Origin of the sequence: Limnohabitans sp., assembly GCF_044361645.1 — a bacterium.
GTDB lineage: Bacteria > Pseudomonadota > Gammaproteobacteria > Burkholderiales > Burkholderiaceae_C > Limnohabitans_A.
Genome location: NZ_JBIKIL010000006.1, coordinates 40,499 through 57,826, shown reverse-complemented (window position 1 = coordinate 57,826; position 17,328 = coordinate 40,499). Strand labels below are relative to the sequence as shown.

General features: G+C 59.1%; 17 protein-coding genes and 1 CRISPR repeat array. Of the genes, 9 read left to right on the top strand and 8 right to left on the bottom strand.

The genetic code is table 11. The features are described from left to right. Positions 1-192: 192 nt before the first annotated feature. Positions 193-557: a CRISPR direct-repeat array (repeat unit 36 nt; unit sequence AGTCTAGACGATTGGGAAATGCGCTCTGACCGGAAC). Between the two features lie 69 nt (positions 558-626). The 8 genes from ACIQ39_RS02095 to ACIQ39_RS02060 all read left to right on the top strand — a co-directional run bounded on the left by ACIQ39_RS02095 (position 627) and on the right by ACIQ39_RS02060 (position 6,527). Continuing rightward, the gene (locus ACIQ39_RS02095; RefSeq protein WP_396432953.1) at positions 627-881 is read left to right on the top strand and encodes a type II toxin-antitoxin system Phd/YefM family antitoxin; all 255 of its coding nucleotides are present in this window, start codon (positions 627-629) and stop codon (positions 879-881) included. After that, the gene (locus tag ACIQ39_RS02090; RefSeq protein WP_396432952.1) at positions 878-1,297 is read left to right on the top strand and encodes a type II toxin-antitoxin system VapC family toxin; all 420 of its coding nucleotides are present in this window, start codon (positions 878-880) and stop codon (positions 1,295-1,297) included. The genes ACIQ39_RS02095 and ACIQ39_RS02090 overlap by 4 nt, the downstream gene beginning before the upstream one ends. A 25-nt stretch (positions 1,298-1,322) precedes the next feature. Then, on the top strand, positions 1,323-3,416 hold the full coding sequence (locus ACIQ39_RS02085; RefSeq protein WP_396432951.1) for an ATP-dependent helicase: 2,094 nt from the start codon (positions 1,323-1,325) through the stop codon (positions 3,414-3,416). 190 nt (positions 3,417-3,606) lie between these two features. Further along, complete coding sequence (locus ACIQ39_RS02080) at positions 3,607-3,786, top strand: hypothetical protein (protein ID WP_396432950.1); 180 nt, start codon at positions 3,607-3,609, stop codon at positions 3,784-3,786. A gap of 125 nt (positions 3,787-3,911) precedes the next feature. Next, a complete protein-coding gene (locus tag ACIQ39_RS02075; protein ID WP_396432949.1) occupies positions 3,912-4,736 on the top strand; it encodes an energy transducer TonB in 825 nt (274 codons plus the stop codon). Positions 4,737-4,774: 38 nt separating this feature from the next. Then, complete coding sequence (locus ACIQ39_RS02070; protein WP_396432948.1) at positions 4,775-5,632, top strand: MotA/TolQ/ExbB proton channel family protein; 858 nt, start codon at positions 4,775-4,777, stop codon at positions 5,630-5,632. A 24-nt stretch (positions 5,633-5,656) separates the two neighbouring features. Continuing rightward, positions 5,657-6,073 carry an ExbD/TolR family protein gene (locus ACIQ39_RS02065; protein ID WP_396432947.1) on the top strand — a complete coding sequence of 139 codons (417 nt, stop codon included), beginning with the start codon at positions 5,657-5,659 and terminating at the stop codon, positions 6,071-6,073. 1 nt (position 6,074) lies between these two features. Further along, positions 6,075-6,527, top strand: a complete 453-nt coding sequence (locus tag ACIQ39_RS02060) for an ExbD/TolR family protein (RefSeq protein ID WP_396432946.1) — start codon at positions 6,075-6,077, stop codon at positions 6,525-6,527. A gap of 180 nt (positions 6,528-6,707) precedes the next feature. Here ACIQ39_RS02060 and ACIQ39_RS02055 read toward each other — a convergent pair whose 3' ends face one another. The 8 genes from ACIQ39_RS02055 to ACIQ39_RS02020 all read right to left on the bottom strand — a co-directional run bounded on the left by ACIQ39_RS02055 (position 6,708) and on the right by ACIQ39_RS02020 (position 16,453). Next, complete coding sequence (locus ACIQ39_RS02055; RefSeq protein ID WP_396432945.1) at positions 6,708-7,691, bottom strand: tripartite tricarboxylate transporter substrate-binding protein; 984 nt, start codon at positions 7,689-7,691, stop codon at positions 6,708-6,710. A 187-nt stretch (positions 7,692-7,878) separates the two neighbouring features. Beyond that, entirely contained in the window at positions 7,879-9,135 is a 1,257-nt protein-coding gene (locus tag ACIQ39_RS02050) for a phenylacetate--CoA ligase family protein (RefSeq protein WP_396432944.1), read from the bottom strand. A 53-nt stretch (positions 9,136-9,188) separates the two neighbouring features. After that, complete coding sequence (locus ACIQ39_RS02045) at positions 9,189-9,998, bottom strand: ABC transporter ATP-binding protein (RefSeq protein WP_396432943.1); 810 nt, start codon at positions 9,996-9,998, stop codon at positions 9,189-9,191. 170 nt (positions 9,999-10,168) lie between these two features. After that, on the bottom strand, positions 10,169-11,506 hold the full coding sequence (locus tag ACIQ39_RS02040) for an ABC transporter substrate-binding protein (RefSeq protein WP_396432942.1): 1,338 nt from the start codon (positions 11,504-11,506) through the stop codon (positions 10,169-10,171). Between the two features lie 107 nt (positions 11,507-11,613). Continuing rightward, positions 11,614-12,690 carry a branched-chain amino acid ABC transporter permease gene (locus ACIQ39_RS02035; protein WP_396432941.1) on the bottom strand — a complete coding sequence of 359 codons (1,077 nt, stop codon included), beginning with the start codon at positions 12,688-12,690 and terminating at the stop codon, positions 11,614-11,616. Between the two features lie 12 nt (positions 12,691-12,702). Continuing rightward, positions 12,703-13,632: a branched-chain amino acid ABC transporter permease gene (locus tag ACIQ39_RS02030; protein WP_396432940.1), complete on the bottom strand. Its 930-nt coding sequence runs from the start codon at positions 13,630-13,632 to the stop codon at positions 12,703-12,705. 12 nt (positions 13,633-13,644) lie between these two features. Continuing rightward, the gene (locus tag ACIQ39_RS02025) at positions 13,645-14,427 is read right to left on the bottom strand and encodes an ABC transporter ATP-binding protein (protein WP_396432939.1); all 783 of its coding nucleotides are present in this window, start codon (positions 14,425-14,427) and stop codon (positions 13,645-13,647) included. A 79-nt stretch (positions 14,428-14,506) separates the two neighbouring features. Next, positions 14,507-16,453, bottom strand: coding sequence for an AMP-dependent synthetase/ligase (locus ACIQ39_RS02020; protein WP_396432938.1), 1,947 nt, complete (start codon positions 16,451-16,453; stop codon positions 14,507-14,509). A 155-nt stretch (positions 16,454-16,608) separates the two neighbouring features. Here ACIQ39_RS02020 and ACIQ39_RS02015 point away from each other — a divergent pair, with 155 nt between their 5' ends. Beyond that, entirely contained in the window at positions 16,609-17,316 is a 708-nt protein-coding gene (locus ACIQ39_RS02015) for a Crp/Fnr family transcriptional regulator (RefSeq protein ID WP_396432937.1), read from the top strand. Positions 17,317-17,328: the final 12 nt, after the last annotated feature.

Genomic DNA, 17,328 nt, shown 5'->3' with positions numbered 1-17,328 from the left:
TCACCTTGGCGCGTTCCACCTCGCGAGTGGCCGCCACCCGCGATGCAGCAAGTTCTTGGAGCGTGGCCCGCTGTTCTTGCGTCAGCACCAACGACGGCCGTTCAGATTTTCTCGCCATGATCACCGCCTTCATGAGTTGAAGAAGAAGCATGTCGATTATCATCTATTTAGTAACTGTATTGATGGAACGAACTACTAGACGATTGGGAAATGCGCTCTGACCGGAACCTGTTTGATGCCTTGGCGCATCACATCCAAGTCTAGACGATTGGGAAATGCGCTCTGACCGGAACTCATCAAGGCTTTAGTGGATTGAGAATCGCAGTCTAGACGATTGGGAAATGCGCTCTGACCGGAACTATTGCTTGCCAGTTGGGATGGCCCCCGATAGTCTAGACGATTGGGAAATGCGCTCTGACCGGAACGTAACGCTGACCCATAACTTTGAGCTTGCGAGTCTAGACGATTGGGAAATGCGCTCTGACCGGAACGGCGCGGATGAAGCCATTGAACGCCCTCTCAGTCTAGACGATTGGGAAATGCGCTCTGACCGGAACATCAATCCAACAAACCAGTCTATTAAACTGGTCTACAATCAAGCCCACTCCTGCAGAAAGCCGTTCACCATGACGATCCAAACCATCGGCGCCTATGAGGCCAAGACCCACTTGCCGCAGTTTTTGCGCCAGGTGCAAGCTGGGCAAACATTTGACATCTCGGTGCGTGGCGTCACCGTGGCGCGCTTGGTGCCAGTCGATGCGCTCGACCAACAACGCGCCGAAGCCGTGGCCAAGATGCGTGCTTTCACCCACCAGCAGCATGACGGCGGTGCAGGCGCACATCTGGATTTGGCAGCACTGATTCGCGAAGGCCGAGCATGAGTTTTGTGCTCGACAACTCGGTGGCCATGCTGTGGCTGCTGCCACAAAGCAACCCAGCCGGTTTGGCCATGGCCCAGCAAGTGCTGGACCGCTTGCAAGACACAGGGGCCCAGGTGCCCTCGCTGTGGCACCTGGAAGCCGCCAATGTGATGGCCAAGTGCCTGCGGCAAGAAAAGATCACCCAAGCCCAAGCCTCGACATTTGTGACTTTGCTGGAGGCACTTGACATCAGCACCGATGCTGAGACCAGCCTGCGGGCTTTGCACGACACCCTGGATCTGGCCCGGCGCTACAGCCTGAGCGCTTACGACGCGGCCTACCTGGAGTTGGCTCTGCGAAAAAGCCTGCCACTGACCACACTGGATGCTCAGCTGAACGCTGCAGCGCGGCAAGCCGGCGTTCCGGTGCTGTGCTGAGCGGCTCACAAGTCTCTGTTCCCCCATGTCCGCCGGACTCAACAACGCCCAACTCGAGGCCGTGAACTTCGTCTCTGGCCCCTGCCTGGTGCTGGCCGGGGCGGGTTCGGGCAAGACGCGGGTGATCACACACAAGATTGGCCGGCTGATCGAGGCGGGGCTGGAGCCCAAGCGCATTGCGGCCATCACCTTCACCAACAAAGCGGCCGCCGAGATGCGCGAGCGGGCCAAGCAATTGATAGGCCGAGGCGCCAAGGACGTGCTGATCTGTACCTTCCACGCTTTAGGCGTGCGCATCATGCGCGAAGACGGCGCGGTGCTGGGGCTCAAGCCCCAGTTCAGCATCATGGACGCGGACGATGTGACCAGCATCTTGAAGGACTGCGGCGGCACCACCGACGCGGCCACCGCCCGCCAGTGGCAGTGGACCATCAGCCTGTGGAAGAACATGGGGCTGAACGCCGAGCAGGCCGCTGCCCAAGCGCCCGACGACAACGCCCGGGTGATCGCCCGCATCATGGCGCTGTACCAAGAACGCTTGACGGCTTACCAAAGTGTGGACTTTGACGACCTGATTGGCCTGCCTTTGAAGTTGCTGGCCGATTACCCCGAGGTGCGCGAGCGCTGGCAGGCCAAGATGGGCCATGTGCTGGTGGACGAGTACCAAGACACCAACGCCACCCAATACGAGGTGCTGAAACTCTTGGTGGGTGAGCGCGCCCGCTTCACGGCGGTGGGTGACGACGACCAGTCGATCTACGGCTGGCGCGGCGCGACGCTGGACAACCTCAAACGCCTGCCAGAGGATTTTCCGAAGCTCAAAGTGATCAAGCTGGAGCAAAACTACCGCTCCACCAGCGCTATTCTTCGGGCGGCCAACCATGTGATCGAGCCCAACCCCAAGCTCTACCCCAAGACCTTGTTTTCTGAATTGGGCGAGGGCGAGCCGGTGCGCGTGGTCGTCGCCGTGAACGAAGAGCACGAGGCGGACCGGGCGATTGCCCGCATCCAGTCGATTCGCAGCGGGCATTCCCTCGAATCGAAACACCGCGAGTTCAAGGACTTTGCGGTGCTGTACCGCGCCAACCACATGGCCCGGCCGTTTGAGCAGGCCCTGCGCCGCGCCAACATCCCTTACAAGGTGTCGGGCGGGCAGAGCTTTTTTGACAAAGCCGAGATCAAAGACCTGTGCGCCTGGTTTCGGCTGTGGATCAACAACGACGACGACCCGGCGTTTTTGCGCGCCATCACCAGCCCCAAACGCGGCGTTGGCCACCAGACGCTGGGCCAGCTGGGCAGCTTTGCCACGCAGTACAAACTCAGCCTGTTCGAGTCGCTGTTGGCGGGCAGCTTGCCCAGCGCCGTCAATGCCCGTGCCATCACCGGACTGCACGAGTTTGGCCGCTACATCAACGACTTGGAGCACCGCGCCCGCCACACTTTAGGCAAAACCGACGCGCTGGCTTTCTTGTTGGCGTGGCTGAAAGAAATTGGCTACGAGTCGCACCTGTACGACGGCGAGGACAACGACAAAGTGGCCAGCGCCCGCTGGACCAATGTGTTGGAGTTTTGTGACTGGATGGCCGGGCGCTGCGGCGGTGAGATCGACGACGCCACCGGCGCACAAACCGGCGTGGAAGCCGCCGAAATCAAGAACCTGCTCGATGTGGCGCAAACCATCTCGCTGATCTCCACCCTGAGCGAACGCGAAAAAGACCAAAACGTGGTGACCCTGTCTACCCTGCACGCCTCCAAGGGCTTGGAGTGGCCGCACGTGATGCTGGTGGGTGTGAACGAGGGCCTGCTGCCTTTCAAACTGGGCGATGACAACACCACCGAAGGGGCCAGCCAAGAGGGCATTTTGTTGCGCCTGCAAGAAGAGCGCCGCCTGATGTACGTGGGCATCACCCGGGCCCAGCGCAGCCTGGCCGTGAGCTGGACCCAACGCCGCAAAAAAGGCCGCGAAACCGTGGCCGCCCTGCCCAGCCGATTCATTGCAGAAATGCGCTTGGACGAAAACACCACCAAAGAAGACCCGCGCGAAAAGCTCAAAGCGCTGCGGGCTGAATTTGCACAACGTGCAGCCGATGCGGCAGCGGCAGCCCAGGTCAAAACATGAGCTTCCAAACAAGACGATCACTCATGCACAGCCTGAGGCTGGCCGCAGCGCCCTGTCGCTCTTTTGGGGCCTGGCCGCACTGACCGCCGCCCTGACCGCCGCCTTGGCCTGCGCGCGCTGCGCCCCATTGCCCCGGCTAAGCTCTGCTGCCCAAGACGTCAAACCCGCTCAACTGCACAGCTGCTGGGCGGTGCCGTTGGGCGACAGCGCCCTCATTTGGACCTTGCATCCGGGGCCCCATCCACAGCACCGTGGCAGTTCGCGCGGTGAGTTGGTGCGCGATGCACTGCGCTTGCCGGTGGTGGCCGACTGGGAGCATGGCGAATTCTCCATGCGCGCCAGGTCTTTGCCCGAGATGGCACAAATTTGAACCCCATGGCTGCGCCAACTTCATGGGGCCGGATCAACCGTGACCGAGACATTGCCCGGCCCATAGCCCTGCAGATTGGCCTCTGAAGGGTCTGGCCGGGGCTGTTATCCCGCAAAATACGCGCTTTGACGAATTCACCAGCCAACACCGCCAGCATGCCGGGGTCCATTTATCTGCTCAAGCGCACCGAATACAAGCCCTGGGGCTTGGTTCTGGTCGTGCTGCTGCACATGGGGGTGTTTTGGGCCCTGCAGTCGGGTTTGAGTCAGCTCAGCGCACGCGATACGCCCCGCCAAATGCCCGAGGTGGTGCAAGCCAAGCTGCTGCCCATGTCTTTGCAGCCCCCACCCCCTGCCCCTTTGCCCACGCCCAAAATCGCACCCACACCGCCACTGAAAGCCCCACCCCCACCCCCTGCACCAGCGCCAGCGCCGCCCCAAACACCAGCGCCGCCGGTGCCCCAGCCGCAGGCCCCGCCGTCCGCCCTGGTGCCCGCCCTGGTGCCCGCCCTGGTGCCGCCGGCAGAGGTGGACGTGACGACCCGCAACGCGCCCACTCAGGCCATCACTGCCGCGCCAAACACGCCCGCCCCCCCTGCCCCGCCCTCTGTTGCACCAGCACCAACACCTGCACCAAAGCTGCCATCGCTTGCAGCGCGACCCGCACCACCCACGCGCACCGCCGCGAGCGTCAGCGCAGCGCAATGTGTCAAGCCCGAATACCCCAGTGCCTCCAGGAGCATGGAGGAAGAAGGCACTGTAAGCTTGCGCTTTTTGGTCAGTGCAGAGGGTCAAGTGCTCCAATCCGAGATCGAAAAAAGCTCGGGCTTCAAACGCCTAGACGAGGCCGCCCTGGCGGGCTTGTCCCAATGCCGCTTCCAACCTGCCACCATCGACGGCCGTCCCGAGTCCTCTTGGGCCAGCATGAAATACACCTGGCGCTTGGAGTGAGCCACAACCATCGCCCCCCATTCAAGGAGTTCCACCCGATGCGCACCCCCCTTCACTTCGCCCTGATTTGCCTGGGCCTGTCGATCGCCTTGCTCAGCGGCACAGCGGGGGCCAACACGCCCACCGCGCCAATTGCTGTCGGCATGAGCCCCGCTGCCCCGGCCGCGCTGAGTGACACGGCCAACGCCGCCGCGCCCGCCACACCGCAGATGGACAACGCGGCCCAAGCCAGCCCGCAGACAGACAACCCCTATGGCTTGGGCGCGCTGTGGGCGCAGGGCGATGCCGTGGCCAAAATCACACTGTTGATCTTGGTGCTAATGAGTGTGGGCAGCTGGTATGTCATCTTCGCCAAATTCACCGCGCAAGCGCGCATGCACAAACAGGGCTTGACGGCACAAGCTGACTTTTGGACCTCGGCCAACCTGCGCCAAGCCACCGAGGCACTGGATGCCGCCAGTCCCTACCGCTTCATCGCCGAAAAAGGGCTGGAAAGCGCCAACCGGCACGAGGGCCTGCGCATTGGCGTGGATCTCAACATCTGGCTCAGCATGAGCCTGCAACGCGCCCTGAGCACCGTGCAAAACCGCCTGCAAGACAGCCTGGCGGTGCTGGCCACGGTGGGCTCCACCGCCCCGTTTGTGGGCCTGTTTGGCACCGTCTGGGGCATCTACCACGCCTTGGTCAAGATCGGCATGTCGGGCCAGGCCAGCATCGACAAGGTGGCCGGCCCGGTGGGCGAGGCCTTGATCATGACCGCCATCGGCTTGGCCGTGGCTGTGCCCGCAGTCTTGGGCTACAACTGGCTGGTGCGCCGCAACAAGGCGCTGATGGAAGAGGTCAACGCCTTTGGGGCCGAGCTGCACGCCGTGCTCTTGTCTTCTGGCAAAAACTGAACACCCCCAACTGGAGACAAGGCCATGGCCATGCACATCGGCACCGAGTCAGAAGACGACATCATGAGCACCATCAACACCACGCCCCTGGTGGACGTGATGCTGGTGCTGTTGATCATTTTCCTGATCACGATCCCGGTGGTGACCACCTCCATCCAGGTCGACTTGCCGCAAGAAAAAAACCAGCTGCGCCAAACCTTGCCAGAAAACCTGATCATCTCGGTGAACAAATCCGGGCAGATTTTTTTGTACGACACGCCGATGAAAGACGCGACCGATTTGCGTGAGCGTTTAAAGAAGTTTTCTGCGCAGCAACCCCAGCCCGAGGTGCACATACGCGGCGACGCACAAAGCGACTTTGCCGCCGTTGGGCAGGTCATGAATGCGGTACAAGGCGCGGGCATCGCCAAGCTTGGCTTCATCACCGACCCGGGAAACTGACATGCAACCCCACTTGGGCCTGAACACCCCCTCTATGGCGAGCCTGACCCCAGCCGATGAAGACGAGCTGATGATGGACATCAACACCACGCCCTTGATCGACGTGATGCTGGTGCTGTTGATCATGTTGATCATCACCATCCCGGTGCAACTGCACGCGGTCAACTTGGACATGCCCGTGGCCAAAACCGCGCCGCCACCGACCCCGCCCTTGGTGGTTCGCATCGACATCGATGCCAACTCTGTCATTTCTTGGAACGGCCAGGCCCTGCCCGATCAAGCGGCTTTGCAAGTTCAACTGCGCCAAGCGGCTTTGCTGCAGCCCCAGCCCGAGCTGCACATCCGCTCTCACCCCCAAGCCAAATACGCAGCCGCCGCAGCCGTTTTGGCAGGAGCCCAGCGACAGGGTCTGAACAAATTGGGGATTTTGGGCACCGAGCCACTGGGCAACTGACGCCCTGCCGCTGACTTTCGCCACACAAGCTTGCCCAAACCGCCCCGGTCACGTCGGTTTCCCGCCATCGCGCGCTGGCAAACGCAGCATCCTCGGCCAAGCCACCCCCCTTGCCAGCCAAAGCAGCGCCCAGCAAAAAGCCCGAGCAAGTCGGGCTTTTTGCAAGGGGTCGCAGGGCGATCAATCGGCGTATTTGCCAGCGGCGTCCACAGCCGCTTTGATCTTCACCATTTCGGCCGCCACAAATTTCTTGTGCTCAGCCGGGTCGGTGCGGTTGTCGTTGACCACCAAAGCGCCCAGTGCTTCGTTCTTTTTGATGAACTCAGGGTCTTTCAGGGCTTTCTTCAAGGCTTCGTTGAGCGTATTGGTGATCGCTGCGGGCGTGCCTTTGGGGGCATACAGGCCGTGCCAGATGGTCAGGTTGAAGTTTTTCATGCCCATCTCTTGCAAGCTGGGGTAGTGCTTGAGCACAGGGTGGTTGCTCAAGGGCTTGGCCGTGGTCACGGCAAAAGCTTTGATACGACCGCCCTCGATTTGCTGGGTGGTGTTGGTGGTTTGGTCACACATCACATCGACCTGGCCGCCCAGTAGGGCCATCATGGCTGGGCCAGTCCCACCAAATGGAATCGTCGTCATGGCCTCTTTTGATTTGATCTGAGATTGCCACAACAAGCCGCAAATGTGAGAGGCCGACCCAAGACCTGCGTGAGCGATATTCAATGCCCCTGAATTGGCACGAATGTAATTTTCAAAATCACGGTAGGTGTTGGCAGCAAATTGAGGCTTACCAACCAAGGTCATAGGGACATCATTGATCATGCCTAGGTATTCGAAATCCTCAAGCGGTTTGTACTGCAACTTGCGGTACAAAGCTGGCGTAGCGGCCATGCCAATATGGAATACTAAAAGTGTATATCCATCGGGTTTAGCCTTGGCCACACGTGTTGCACCAATGGTTCCGCCAGCGCCCGACACATTTTCAACAACAAAGTTACTTCCAGGCAAAGCTTTCTTAAGAGATTCCGCCAAATCGCGGGCGACTCTATCTGTGGGTCCAGGGGGAAAGGGAACGACGATCGTGATTGGCTTGTCACCAGGAAAGGTTTGGGCTTGGGCGCCCAGCGATGCAGCGGCCAATACGGCCAGAGCGATCCAATGCTTCATCTCATACTCCTAAAATTGATTAGACAGTTTAAAACCTTAAGAGTGTTACGAAATCGCGGAAACTACTTAGCGGCTAACCCTTGCATGACCTTGATTTCATGAAGGATTTAAGCCCGAGCATCGCACACCAAAAGGGTGCATCGACACCACAGGCAGGGGCAAAAAACGCTCAGCCACGCCTCTGGGCTCACTGGTAGCTGCGCGCGTCCTCGATCACCTTGCCGTCATTCGCCAAGCTGCCGGGGGCGGCCCCATGCACTTCACCGCGCAGCTTGGTCACGTCGCGCACGGCTTCAAGCAATCGGGTTTTCAGGCCTGCATCCATCGCACCCACGGTCTCGACATGCAGCGCCATCTGGTCATTGGCCATCTCGCCGGTCACCACCAGGCGGGCCTTTCTCACTTCCGGGAAACGTTTGACGATCTCGGCCACCTGGCCGGGGTGCACAAACATGCCCCGGATTTTGGTGGTCTGGTCGGCCCGGCCCATCCAGCCCTTGATGCGCTGACCGGTGCGGCCCGTGGGGCAGTGACCAGGCAAGATGGCCGACAAATCGCCCGTGCCAAATCGGATCAAGGGGTAATCGGGGTTGAGCGTGGTGATGACCAACTCGCCCACTTCGCCCTCGGGCACCGGGTCGCCGGTGCCGGGGCGCACGATCTCGACGATCACGCCCTCGTCCAGCACCAGGCCTGCGCGCGCGGTGGTCTCGTAAGCGATCAAACCCACATCGGCGGTGGCATAGCACTGGTAGGCATCCACGCCGTGCGCCGTCATCCAGTCGCGCAAGCTGGGCGGAAAAGCCTCGCCCGAGACCAGCGCCTTGCGCAAGCTGGGCAGGGCCATGCCCATCTCAGCGGCTTTTTCGATGATGATTTTCAAGAAACTGGGCGTGCCGACGTAGCCCGCAGGCTGCAACTCGGCCATGGCGCCAACTTGCTGCTCGGTCTGGCCAGTGCCGCCCGGGAACACCGTGCAACCCAGGGCGTGTGCGCCGGTTTCCATCATCGAGCCCGCAGGCGTGAAGTGGTAGCTGAAGCAGATGTGGATCAACTCGCCCGGCCGAAAACCGGCCGCAAACATCGTGCGGGCCATGCGCCAGTAATCGGCGCGGGTGCCCTCGGGTTCGTAAATCGTGCCGGGACTGGCAAACACGCGGGCCATGCCTTGGCCGAAACCCAAGGTGCTGAACCCGCCAAACACATTGCCGCCCGTTGCACGCGCGGCCTTTTGGCGTTCGAGCAGTTCGTATTTGCGGATCACCGGCAATTGGGCCAAGGCCGCGCGGCTGTTGACGGCGACGGCATCCACGTCTTTGAGCAACTCGGCAAAGGCCGGGGCTTTTGCCTTGGCATGGGCCACCTGCCCGGGCAAAGCGGCCATCAAGGCGGTTTCACGCACTTCAGGGGCGCGCGTTTCCAAGGCATCAAAGTGCTGCGACATGTTTTTCTTTCTGGAGGACTGCGGAGAGATGGCTCAGTGCGGGCACCCAGCCCTCAAGCCAACCAGCGCTTGCGGCGTTTGTAGCTCTTGACATCTTTGAAGCTCTTGCGCTCACCACCGCCCATGCCCAAATAAAACTCTTTCACATCTTCGTTGGTGCGCAGCTCTTCGGCCACGCCGTCCATCACGATGCGGCCTGACTCCATGATGTAGCCGTAATCTGAGTATTTGAGCGCCATGTTGGTGTTTTGCTCGGCGATCAAGAAGGTGACTTTTTCTTTCTCGTTCAGGTCTTTCACGATGTTGAACACCTCCTCCACAATCTGCGGGGCCAAGCCCATGGAGGGTTCATCGAGCAGCATCACACTCGGGTTGGTCATCAGGGCGCGGCCAATCGCACACATTTGTTGCTCACCGCCCGAGGTGTAAGCCGCTTGCGAGCTGCGGCGGGTTTTGAGGCGCGGAAAGTAGGTGTAGACCTTGTCCAGGTTGGCCGCAATTTCGCCCTTGTCTTTGCGGGTGTAGCTGCCAGTCATGAGGTTGTCTTCGATGGACAAATGGGCAAAGCAATGGCGTCCTTCCATGACCTGCACCACCCCCCGGTTCACCAGGTCTGCAGGGGTCAAGTTTTCGATGCGCTCACCGCGCAGCTCAATCGAGCCCTTGGTCACCGCGCCGCGCTCGCCTTGGAGCAAATTGGAAATCGCCCGCAAGGTGGTGGTTTTGCCTGCGCCGTTGCCGCCCAGCAAAGCCACAATGCCTTGCTCGGGCACCTGCAAAGACACGCCCTTGAGCACCAAGATGACGTGGTTGTAGATGACCTCAATGCCGTTCACATTCAGCACCATGTTTTTTTTGCTCATGGACTTTGCCTTTTCTTTACTCGGGGGTTCAAGCCACACGAAACCACTGCGCGCAAGGGTTTCATGTGGCGGCTGCACGCCAACAGGTGTTGGCTGCAGCCAAGCCGGTCCTCGCCCCCATCCTCACCGCGTGTCGTGGTGAAGATGGAGGCAAGGGCGATGGGCTCAGATCAAGACTGGCAATCCGCAGGGGTGCGGCGTGTCAGCTTTTTCTCGGCGGCATATTTGTCGGCCGAGGCTTTGACCAATGGCTTGATGATTTGCTCATCGGCCTGCAGCCAATCAGAGGCCCAAACAAACTTGCTGCCGTCCCAGGTGTGGACACGCGCCCAAGCAGAGCCCATGTGGTCAGCACAAGAGGTGGAGACTGGACGCATCACGCCCTTGAAACCCAAGGCATCCAGTTTGGCCTGCGTCAGGTTGAGGTTTTCATAGCCCCAACGCGCTTGCTCGCCGGTCACGACTTTGCCTTTGCCGTACTTCTCTTGCGCTTGGCGCACCCCTTCAACGGCCAACATGGCGCCCACCACACCGCGCATGTAGAGCACCTCGCCCACTTCGGCTTTGGGGCCAGTGCCTTGGCCTTTGTCATGCACTTTGGCCAAGATGTCCTTCACCACGGCAGACTGTGGCTCAGCCCCGTGCTGCATCATCACGGCGTTGTAACCCTTGGCGGCTGCGCCAATGTCTTTGATGTCCGGCTCGGCACCCGACCACCAAGTGCCAAACATCTTTTCACGCGGGTAGCCGGTGGCAATGGCCTCTTTGATCGACGTGGCGGTCATCACACCCCATGTTTGCAACATCACGTAATCGGGGCGCTGCTGGCGAATCTGCAGCCAGATGGCTTTTTGCTCCACACCCGGCGCTGGAATGGGCAACAACTGCAGTGTGAAACCGTGCGTCGCGGCACGCTCTTGCACGATGGGCAACAACTCTTTGCCAAACGGGCTGTCGTGGTAGCCCACAGCGATTTTTTTGCCTTTGAGCTTGTCCCAACCACCGGCCTGCTTGGCAATGTGCTGCAACAAAACGTCACCGGCCACCCAGTAGTGACCAATCAAGGGGAAGTTCCACTTGAACACACCACCATCGGCAGAATCACTGCGGCCATAACCCGAGGTGATCATCGGGATTTTGTCGGCTGGGATTTTTTCGGTCAGCGCGAATGTGATGCCAGTAGACAGGGGCTGAAAGACGGTGGCGCCGCCATGCTTGCCCTTGAGGCGCTCGTAGCACTCCACGCCGCGGTCGGTGGCATACGCGGTTTCACACTCCTCCACCAAGGTTTTGACACCATTGATGCCGCCACGTGCATTGACCAACTTCATGTAGTCGGCATAGCCGTTGGCAAACGGTGTGGCATTGGGAGCGACAGGACCGGTGCGGCCTGTCAGGCTGGGGAAAAACTGCACCTTTTCTTGCGCCATGACGGCTGTGGTGGTGACCACGGCCGACAAACCTGCACAGGCCAAAGTGGCCAACAAGGCTAACTTTTTGAGCTTCATGAAACTGTCTCCTTAAATAGTGTCTGAAAAATCAATGGACCCATCATTTGAGTGGCAAAGACAAGTTGCCCGCGCCTGGAAAGACGGCGAACAAACCACCTCGACTCTCAGTGCGGGAAGGGCCACAACCGCAACTTCTGTTTGGCAACACTCCAGAGTTTGGCCAAGCCGTGCGGCTCGGCAATCAAAAACCAGACGATCAAAGCGCCAAAAATCATGTACTCGGCATGGGACACCGCAGCGGTCGAGATATCGACCCCCACCAAGGCACCCATGGCCGGCAAAAATTGGTTCAAGAAAATGGGCAGCACCACAATGAAAGCCGCGCCAAAAAAGCTGCCCATGATGGAGCCCATGCCGCCAATGATGACCATGAACAGCAGCTGGAAAGACCGGTCAATCGAGAAAGCCGCAGGCTCCCAAGAGCCCAAATGCACAAAGCCCCACAAGCCCCCGGCCACACCGATGATGAAGGAGCTGACCGCAAACGCGCTGAGCTTGGCGTACATGGGGCGAATGCCAATCACGGCAGCGGCCACGTCCATGTCCCGAATGGCCATCCACTCACGGCCAATCGCCGAACGCACCAAGTTCTTGGCCAACAGGCCAAACACAACCAAGAACAGCAGGGCAAACAGGTATTTGTCGACCGGCGAGTCAATGACCCAGCCCAGCACTTGAAAATCAGACACCGCCACGGAACCTGAGGAGCTGTTGTTGGTGAACCAACTGATGCGGCTAAACGCCCAGTCGCAAAAGAACTGCGCGGCCAAGGTCGCCACTGCCAAATAAAGGCCCTTGACGCGCAAGCTGGGGATGCCAAAAACAATGCCCACCAAGGTAGAAAAGAAGCCGCCCGCAAGCAAAGCCAAAATGACCGGCATGCCCTCAATGCGCACATAAGTGTTGTAGGCCATGTAAGCGCCCACCGCCATGAACGCGCCCGAACCCAAAGAGATTTGACCGCAGTAGCCCACCAAAATGTTCACGCCCAAAGCGGCCAAGGCCAAGATCAAAAAGGGAATCAGGATGGCGCGAAACATGTATTCATCGGCCAACAGTGGCACACCGATGAACGCAAAGGCGATGATGGCCAGGATGACCCAACGGTCTTGCGCGATGGCAAAGATTTGTTGGTCGCTGCGGTAGGAGGTCTTGAACTGACCGTTTTCTCTGTAAAACATGGGGTCTACTCCTTACACGCGGTCAATGATTTTTTCGCCGAACAAGCCTTGCGGCCGAAACAGCAAGAACACCAAGGCAAGCATGTATGCGAACCAAATCTCAATGCCACCACCCACATAAGGGCCCAAATACACCTCTGACAGCTTTTCGCCCACACCGATGATGAGGCCGCCGATGATGGCACCCGGCACCGAGGTCAAACCGCCCAAAATGATCACCGGCAAAGCACGCAAAGCCACCGTGGTCAGCGAAAACTGCACACCCAGCTTGGAGCCCCAAATGATGCCGGCCACCAAAGCCGTGATGCCGGCCACAAACCACACGATGACCCAAATGCGGTTGAGCGGAATGCCGATCGACTGCGCGGCCTGGTGGTCATCGGCCACAGCGCGCAAAGCACGGCCTGTGCCGGTTTTTTGGAAAAACAAGGACAAGACCACCACCAGCAAAGCCGCGATGCAAGCGGCATAGACATCTTCCAGGCTGATCAACACGCCACCCGGAAACACCGACTCAAACAAAAAGACAGGCTCTTTGGGCATGCCCACATCGATTTTGTAAATGGCACTGCCAAAAATCGTTTGACCCAAACCATCCAAAAAGTAAGTGATGCCCAGCGTGGCCATGAGCAAGGTCACGCCCTCTTGGTTGACCAAATGGCGCAGCACCAAGCGCTCAATCAACCACGCCAACACATACATGATGGCCGCAGCCAGCACAAAGGCGATCAGATTGCCCAGAAACTTGTCTTCGATGCCCAGCCAGCCGGGTATCCACTCTGAAAACCTGGCCATGGCCAAAGCGGCAAACAACACCATCGCGCCTTGCGCGAAATTGAACACACCCGAGGCCTTGAAGATCAGCACAAAGCCAAGCGCCACCAAGGAGTAAAGCATGCCGGCCATGAGGCCACCAAAAAGCGCTTCCAAGAAAAATGCCATGTTGTGTTCTCCTCAGTGGCTGGTGCCCAAATAGGCACTGATCACTTCTTCGTTGTTGCGCACTTCTTGGGGTGTGCCATCGCCAATTTTTTTGCCGTAATCGAGCACCACCACACGGTCCGAGATGTCCATCACCACGCCCATGTCGTGCTCGATCAGCACGATGGTGGTGCCAAATTCGTCGTTCACATCCAAGATGAAGCGGCACATGTCCTGCTTTTCTTCCATGTTCATGCCGGCCATGGGCTCGTCGAGCAACAACACCTGGGGCTCCATGGCCAGCGCGCGGCCCAGATCCACCCGCTTTTGCAGGCCGTAGGGCAGTTGGCCCACGGGCGTTTTGCGAAAGGCCTGGATTTCGAGAAAGTCGATGATGTGCTCAACAAACTCGCGGTTTTTTTCTTCTTCGCGTTGAGCTGGGCCGATGCGCAAGGCCTGCAAAAACAAGTTGCTCTTGATGTGCAGGTTGCGGCCCGTCATGATGTTGTCGATCACGCTCATGCCCTTGAACAAAGCCAAATTTTGAAAGGTGCGGGCAATGCCCATTTCGGCCACTTGGCGGCTGTTCATGTGTGCAAATTTTTGCCCACGGAAAGTGATGCTGCCCTCTTGCGGTTGGTACACGCCGTTGATGCAGTTGAGCATCGAGCTTTTGCCTGCGCCGTTGGGGCCAATGATGGCGCGCACCTCGTGCTCACGCACGTTGAAAGAGATGTCGGTCAGCGCCTTCACGCCACCAAATCGCAAACTGATGTTGTGGACGTCCAAAATGACATCGCCGATTTTCTTGGTCATTTGACCCCCACGCTTGTCATTTCATGCACTGCGTTGCCCCCCAGCGGGGCCTTCGCAACTTGGAGTGGTCCAGCCTGGCTCATGCTGCAGCCTTCACCGGTGTGAAGGTTTTAGCGTCGGAAATTTTGAGGATGGCACTCACGCTGCCGCTGCGGCCGTCTTCGAACTTCACCACGGTCTCGATGTACTGCTCGGTCTTGCCCTCGTACAGGCCATCGACCAGCGGTTTGTACTTGTCGGCAATGAAGCCCCGGCGGACCTTGTTGGTGCGCGTCAACTCGCCGTCGTCGGCATCGAGCTCTTTGTGCAAGATCAAAAAGCGGGCGACCTGGCTGCCGGCCAGTAAGCTGTCTTGTGCCAAATCGGCATTGACCTTTTCAACGCACTCTTGAATGAGTTGGTACACCTCGGGCTTTTGCGCCAGGTCGGTGTAACCGGCATAGGGCAGGTTGCGCCGCTCGGCCCAGTTGCCCACCGCATCAAAGTCGATGTTGAGCATCACACACACTTTTTCGCGCTGATCGCCATAGGCCACCACCTCTTTGATGTGCGGGAAAAACTTGAGTTTGTTTTCGACGTATTTGGGCGCAAACATCGCGCCGTCGTTGACGCCGCCCTGGATGCGGCCCACGTCTTTGACGCGGTCGATGATTTTGAGGTGCCCATGGCTGTCGATGAAGCCGGCATCACTGGTGTGGTACCAGCCGTCGGCCGTGAGCACCTCGTCCGTGGCCTTTTGGTTTTTGTAATAGCCCTTGAGCAAACCTGGCGACTTGACCAAAATTTCGCCATTCGCAGCCACCTTGATCTCAACACCCTTGCAGGGCACCCCCACGGTGTCGGCGCGCGCTTGGTTGTCGGGTTGCAGGCAGACGAACACAGCGGTCTCGGTCGAGCCGTAAAGCTGCTTGATGTTCACACCGATGGAGCGGAAAAAGATGAACAAATCCGGGCCAATGGCTTCGCCTGCGGTGTAGGCCACGCGCACGCGGCTGAAACCCATGTTGTTGCGCAAGGGGCCGTAAATGACCCAATTGCCCAGGCCATAGACGAGCCTGTCGAGCAAGCCGACCGATTGCCCGTCCATCAGGGCTGGGCCGACTTTCTTGGCCACGCCCATGAAAGCATGAAACAGTTTGCGCTTGAGGCTGCCCGCGTCTTCCATGCGGATCATCACGCTGGTCAACATGCCCTCAAACACGCGGGGCGGCGCAAAGTAGTAGGTGGGGCCAATTTCTTTCAAGTCGATGGTCACGGTGGCGGCCGACTCGGGGCAGTTCACCACGTAACCGCACACCAACCATTGGGCGTAGCTGAAGATGTTTTGGCCGATCCAGGCGGGCGGCATGTAGGCCAGCACGTCTTCGTCATGGGTGAGTTGGTCGAACTCGGCACCTGCTTCGGCGCGGTCGATCAAAGAGCCGTGCGTGTGCACCACGCCCTTGGGGTTGCCGGTGGTGCCCGAGGTGAAAAACATGGCCGCGACATCGGCGCTCACAGCGGCTTGGACTTCTTTGGCAAACAACTGTGGATGCTGTTGGCCAAAGGCAGCGCCCGCTGCGATCAAGTCCTCCAGCGAAGCCAAACCGTCTTCCTTGTATTTGCGCAGGCCGCGCGGGTTGTCATAAATGATGTGGCTCAGCTGCGGGCACTGCTCGCGCACCTCCAACATTTTGTCGACCTGCTCTTGGTCTTCCACCACGGCAAAATGCACCTCTGCATTGGTGATGGGGAACACGCATTCGGCGGCAGCAGCATCTTGGTAAAGCGGCACCGGAATCGCACCCAAAGACTGTGCTGCCAGCATGGTGGCGTACAACCGGGGGCGGTTGGAACCCACCACGATCACATGCTCGCCTCGCTGCAAACCAGCTTGGTGCAAGCCACACGCCACAGACGCCACCAAGCGCGACAGATCAGACCATGTGGTGGTCTGCCAAATGCCATAAATTTTTTCACGCAAAGCCGGCGCCAATGGGCGCTCGGCAGCGTGCTTCAGCATCAATTGAGGAAACGTTGTGGGCATGGTCTGGCTTGTCTCCGAAGGCGTTGCTCAGTGCGACGTGCATCAAAACTCAGACGAATATTAGGTATGCATTTGACGTTATGTTGTCGTTTGGACGACAATTCAGGGAAGACCCCTAGCCCTCCTGACCTTGGGCTGACAAACCCTTCTGCTCCATGGCCAAAGAAAAAACAGTCCTTCAGCGCCGCCGCGCACCCACTGAAACCGAGCTGCAAGAGATCCCTTGGTTGCACCTGTTGCACGCTTCAGAGCGTTTGCAAATCGTGCCGCAATTGGTGGTGAGCGACCCTCAGGTGGGTGACTACGTTTGCCGCGTCGGAAGGCCCGTGACCTATTGGTTTGGCGTGATTTCGGGCCTGCTGAAAATGAGCAGCGACAGTGCCAGCGGCCAGACCATGACCTTCACGGGTGTGCCGCCAGGCGGCTGGTTTGGTGAAGGCACCGCCCTCAAACGCGAGGTCTACCGCTACAACATACAAGCCTTGCGCCCCAGCTTGGTGGCCGGCATGCCGCTAGAGACCTTTCATTGGCTGATCGACCACTCGCTGGGCTTTAACCGCTTCATCATGCAGCAGCTCAACGAGCGCCTGGGCCAGTTCATCGCGGCCCGCGAGATGGACCGCATGACCAACCCCGAGCTGCGCTTGGCGCGCCACCTGGCCGCGCTGTTCAACCCGGTGCTGTTTTCAGGCGTGGGCGAGGTGCTGCGCATCACCCAACAAGAGCTGGCCTATTTGGTAGGCCTGTCGCGCCAGCGGGTGAACGAAGCCTTGCGCGTGCTGGAGGCGCATCAGCTCATCCGCGTCGAATATGGAGGTCTGCGCATTTTGGACCTGCAAGGGCTGCGCACCGCTCAGTTTTGAGATCAGAAAAAA

Excerpts from the sequence above, each read along its gene's own strand:
- ACIQ39_RS02095 (WP_396432953.1), top strand. The coding sequence starts at position 627 with ATGACGATCCAAACCATCGGCGCCTATGAGGCCAAGACCCACTTGCCG.
- ACIQ39_RS02090 (WP_396432952.1), top strand. The coding sequence starts at position 878 with ATGAGTTTTGTGCTCGACAACTCGGTGGCCATGCTGTGGCTGCTGCCA.
- ACIQ39_RS02085 (WP_396432951.1), top strand. The coding sequence starts at position 1,323 with ATGTCCGCCGGACTCAACAACGCCCAACTCGAGGCCGTGAACTTCGTC.
- ACIQ39_RS02070 (WP_396432948.1), top strand. The coding sequence starts at position 4,775 with ATGCGCACCCCCCTTCACTTCGCCCTGATTTGCCTGGGCCTGTCGATC.
- ACIQ39_RS02065 (WP_396432947.1), top strand. The coding sequence starts at position 5,657 with ATGGCCATGCACATCGGCACCGAGTCAGAAGACGACATCATGAGCACC.
- ACIQ39_RS02060 (WP_396432946.1), top strand. The coding sequence starts at position 6,075 with ATGCAACCCCACTTGGGCCTGAACACCCCCTCTATGGCGAGCCTGACC.
- ACIQ39_RS02055 (WP_396432945.1), bottom strand. The coding sequence starts at position 7,691 with ATGAAGCATTGGATCGCTCTGGCCGTATTGGCCGCTGCATCGCTGGGC.
- ACIQ39_RS02050 (WP_396432944.1), bottom strand. The coding sequence starts at position 9,135 with ATGTCGCAGCACTTTGATGCCTTGGAAACGCGCGCCCCTGAAGTGCGT.
- ACIQ39_RS02045 (WP_396432943.1), bottom strand. The coding sequence starts at position 9,998 with ATGAGCAAAAAAAACATGGTGCTGAATGTGAACGGCATTGAGGTCATC.
- ACIQ39_RS02040 (WP_396432942.1), bottom strand. The coding sequence starts at position 11,506 with ATGAAGCTCAAAAAGTTAGCCTTGTTGGCCACTTTGGCCTGTGCAGGT.
- ACIQ39_RS02035 (WP_396432941.1), bottom strand. The coding sequence starts at position 12,690 with ATGTTTTACAGAGAAAACGGTCAGTTCAAGACCTCCTACCGCAGCGAC.
- ACIQ39_RS02030 (WP_396432940.1), bottom strand. The coding sequence starts at position 13,632 with ATGGCATTTTTCTTGGAAGCGCTTTTTGGTGGCCTCATGGCCGGCATG.
- ACIQ39_RS02025 (WP_396432939.1), bottom strand. The coding sequence starts at position 14,427 with ATGACCAAGAAAATCGGCGATGTCATTTTGGACGTCCACAACATCAGT.
- ACIQ39_RS02020 (WP_396432938.1), bottom strand. The coding sequence starts at position 16,453 with ATGCCCACAACGTTTCCTCAATTGATGCTGAAGCACGCTGCCGAGCGC.
- ACIQ39_RS02015 (WP_396432937.1), top strand. The coding sequence starts at position 16,609 with ATGGCCAAAGAAAAAACAGTCCTTCAGCGCCGCCGCGCACCCACTGAA.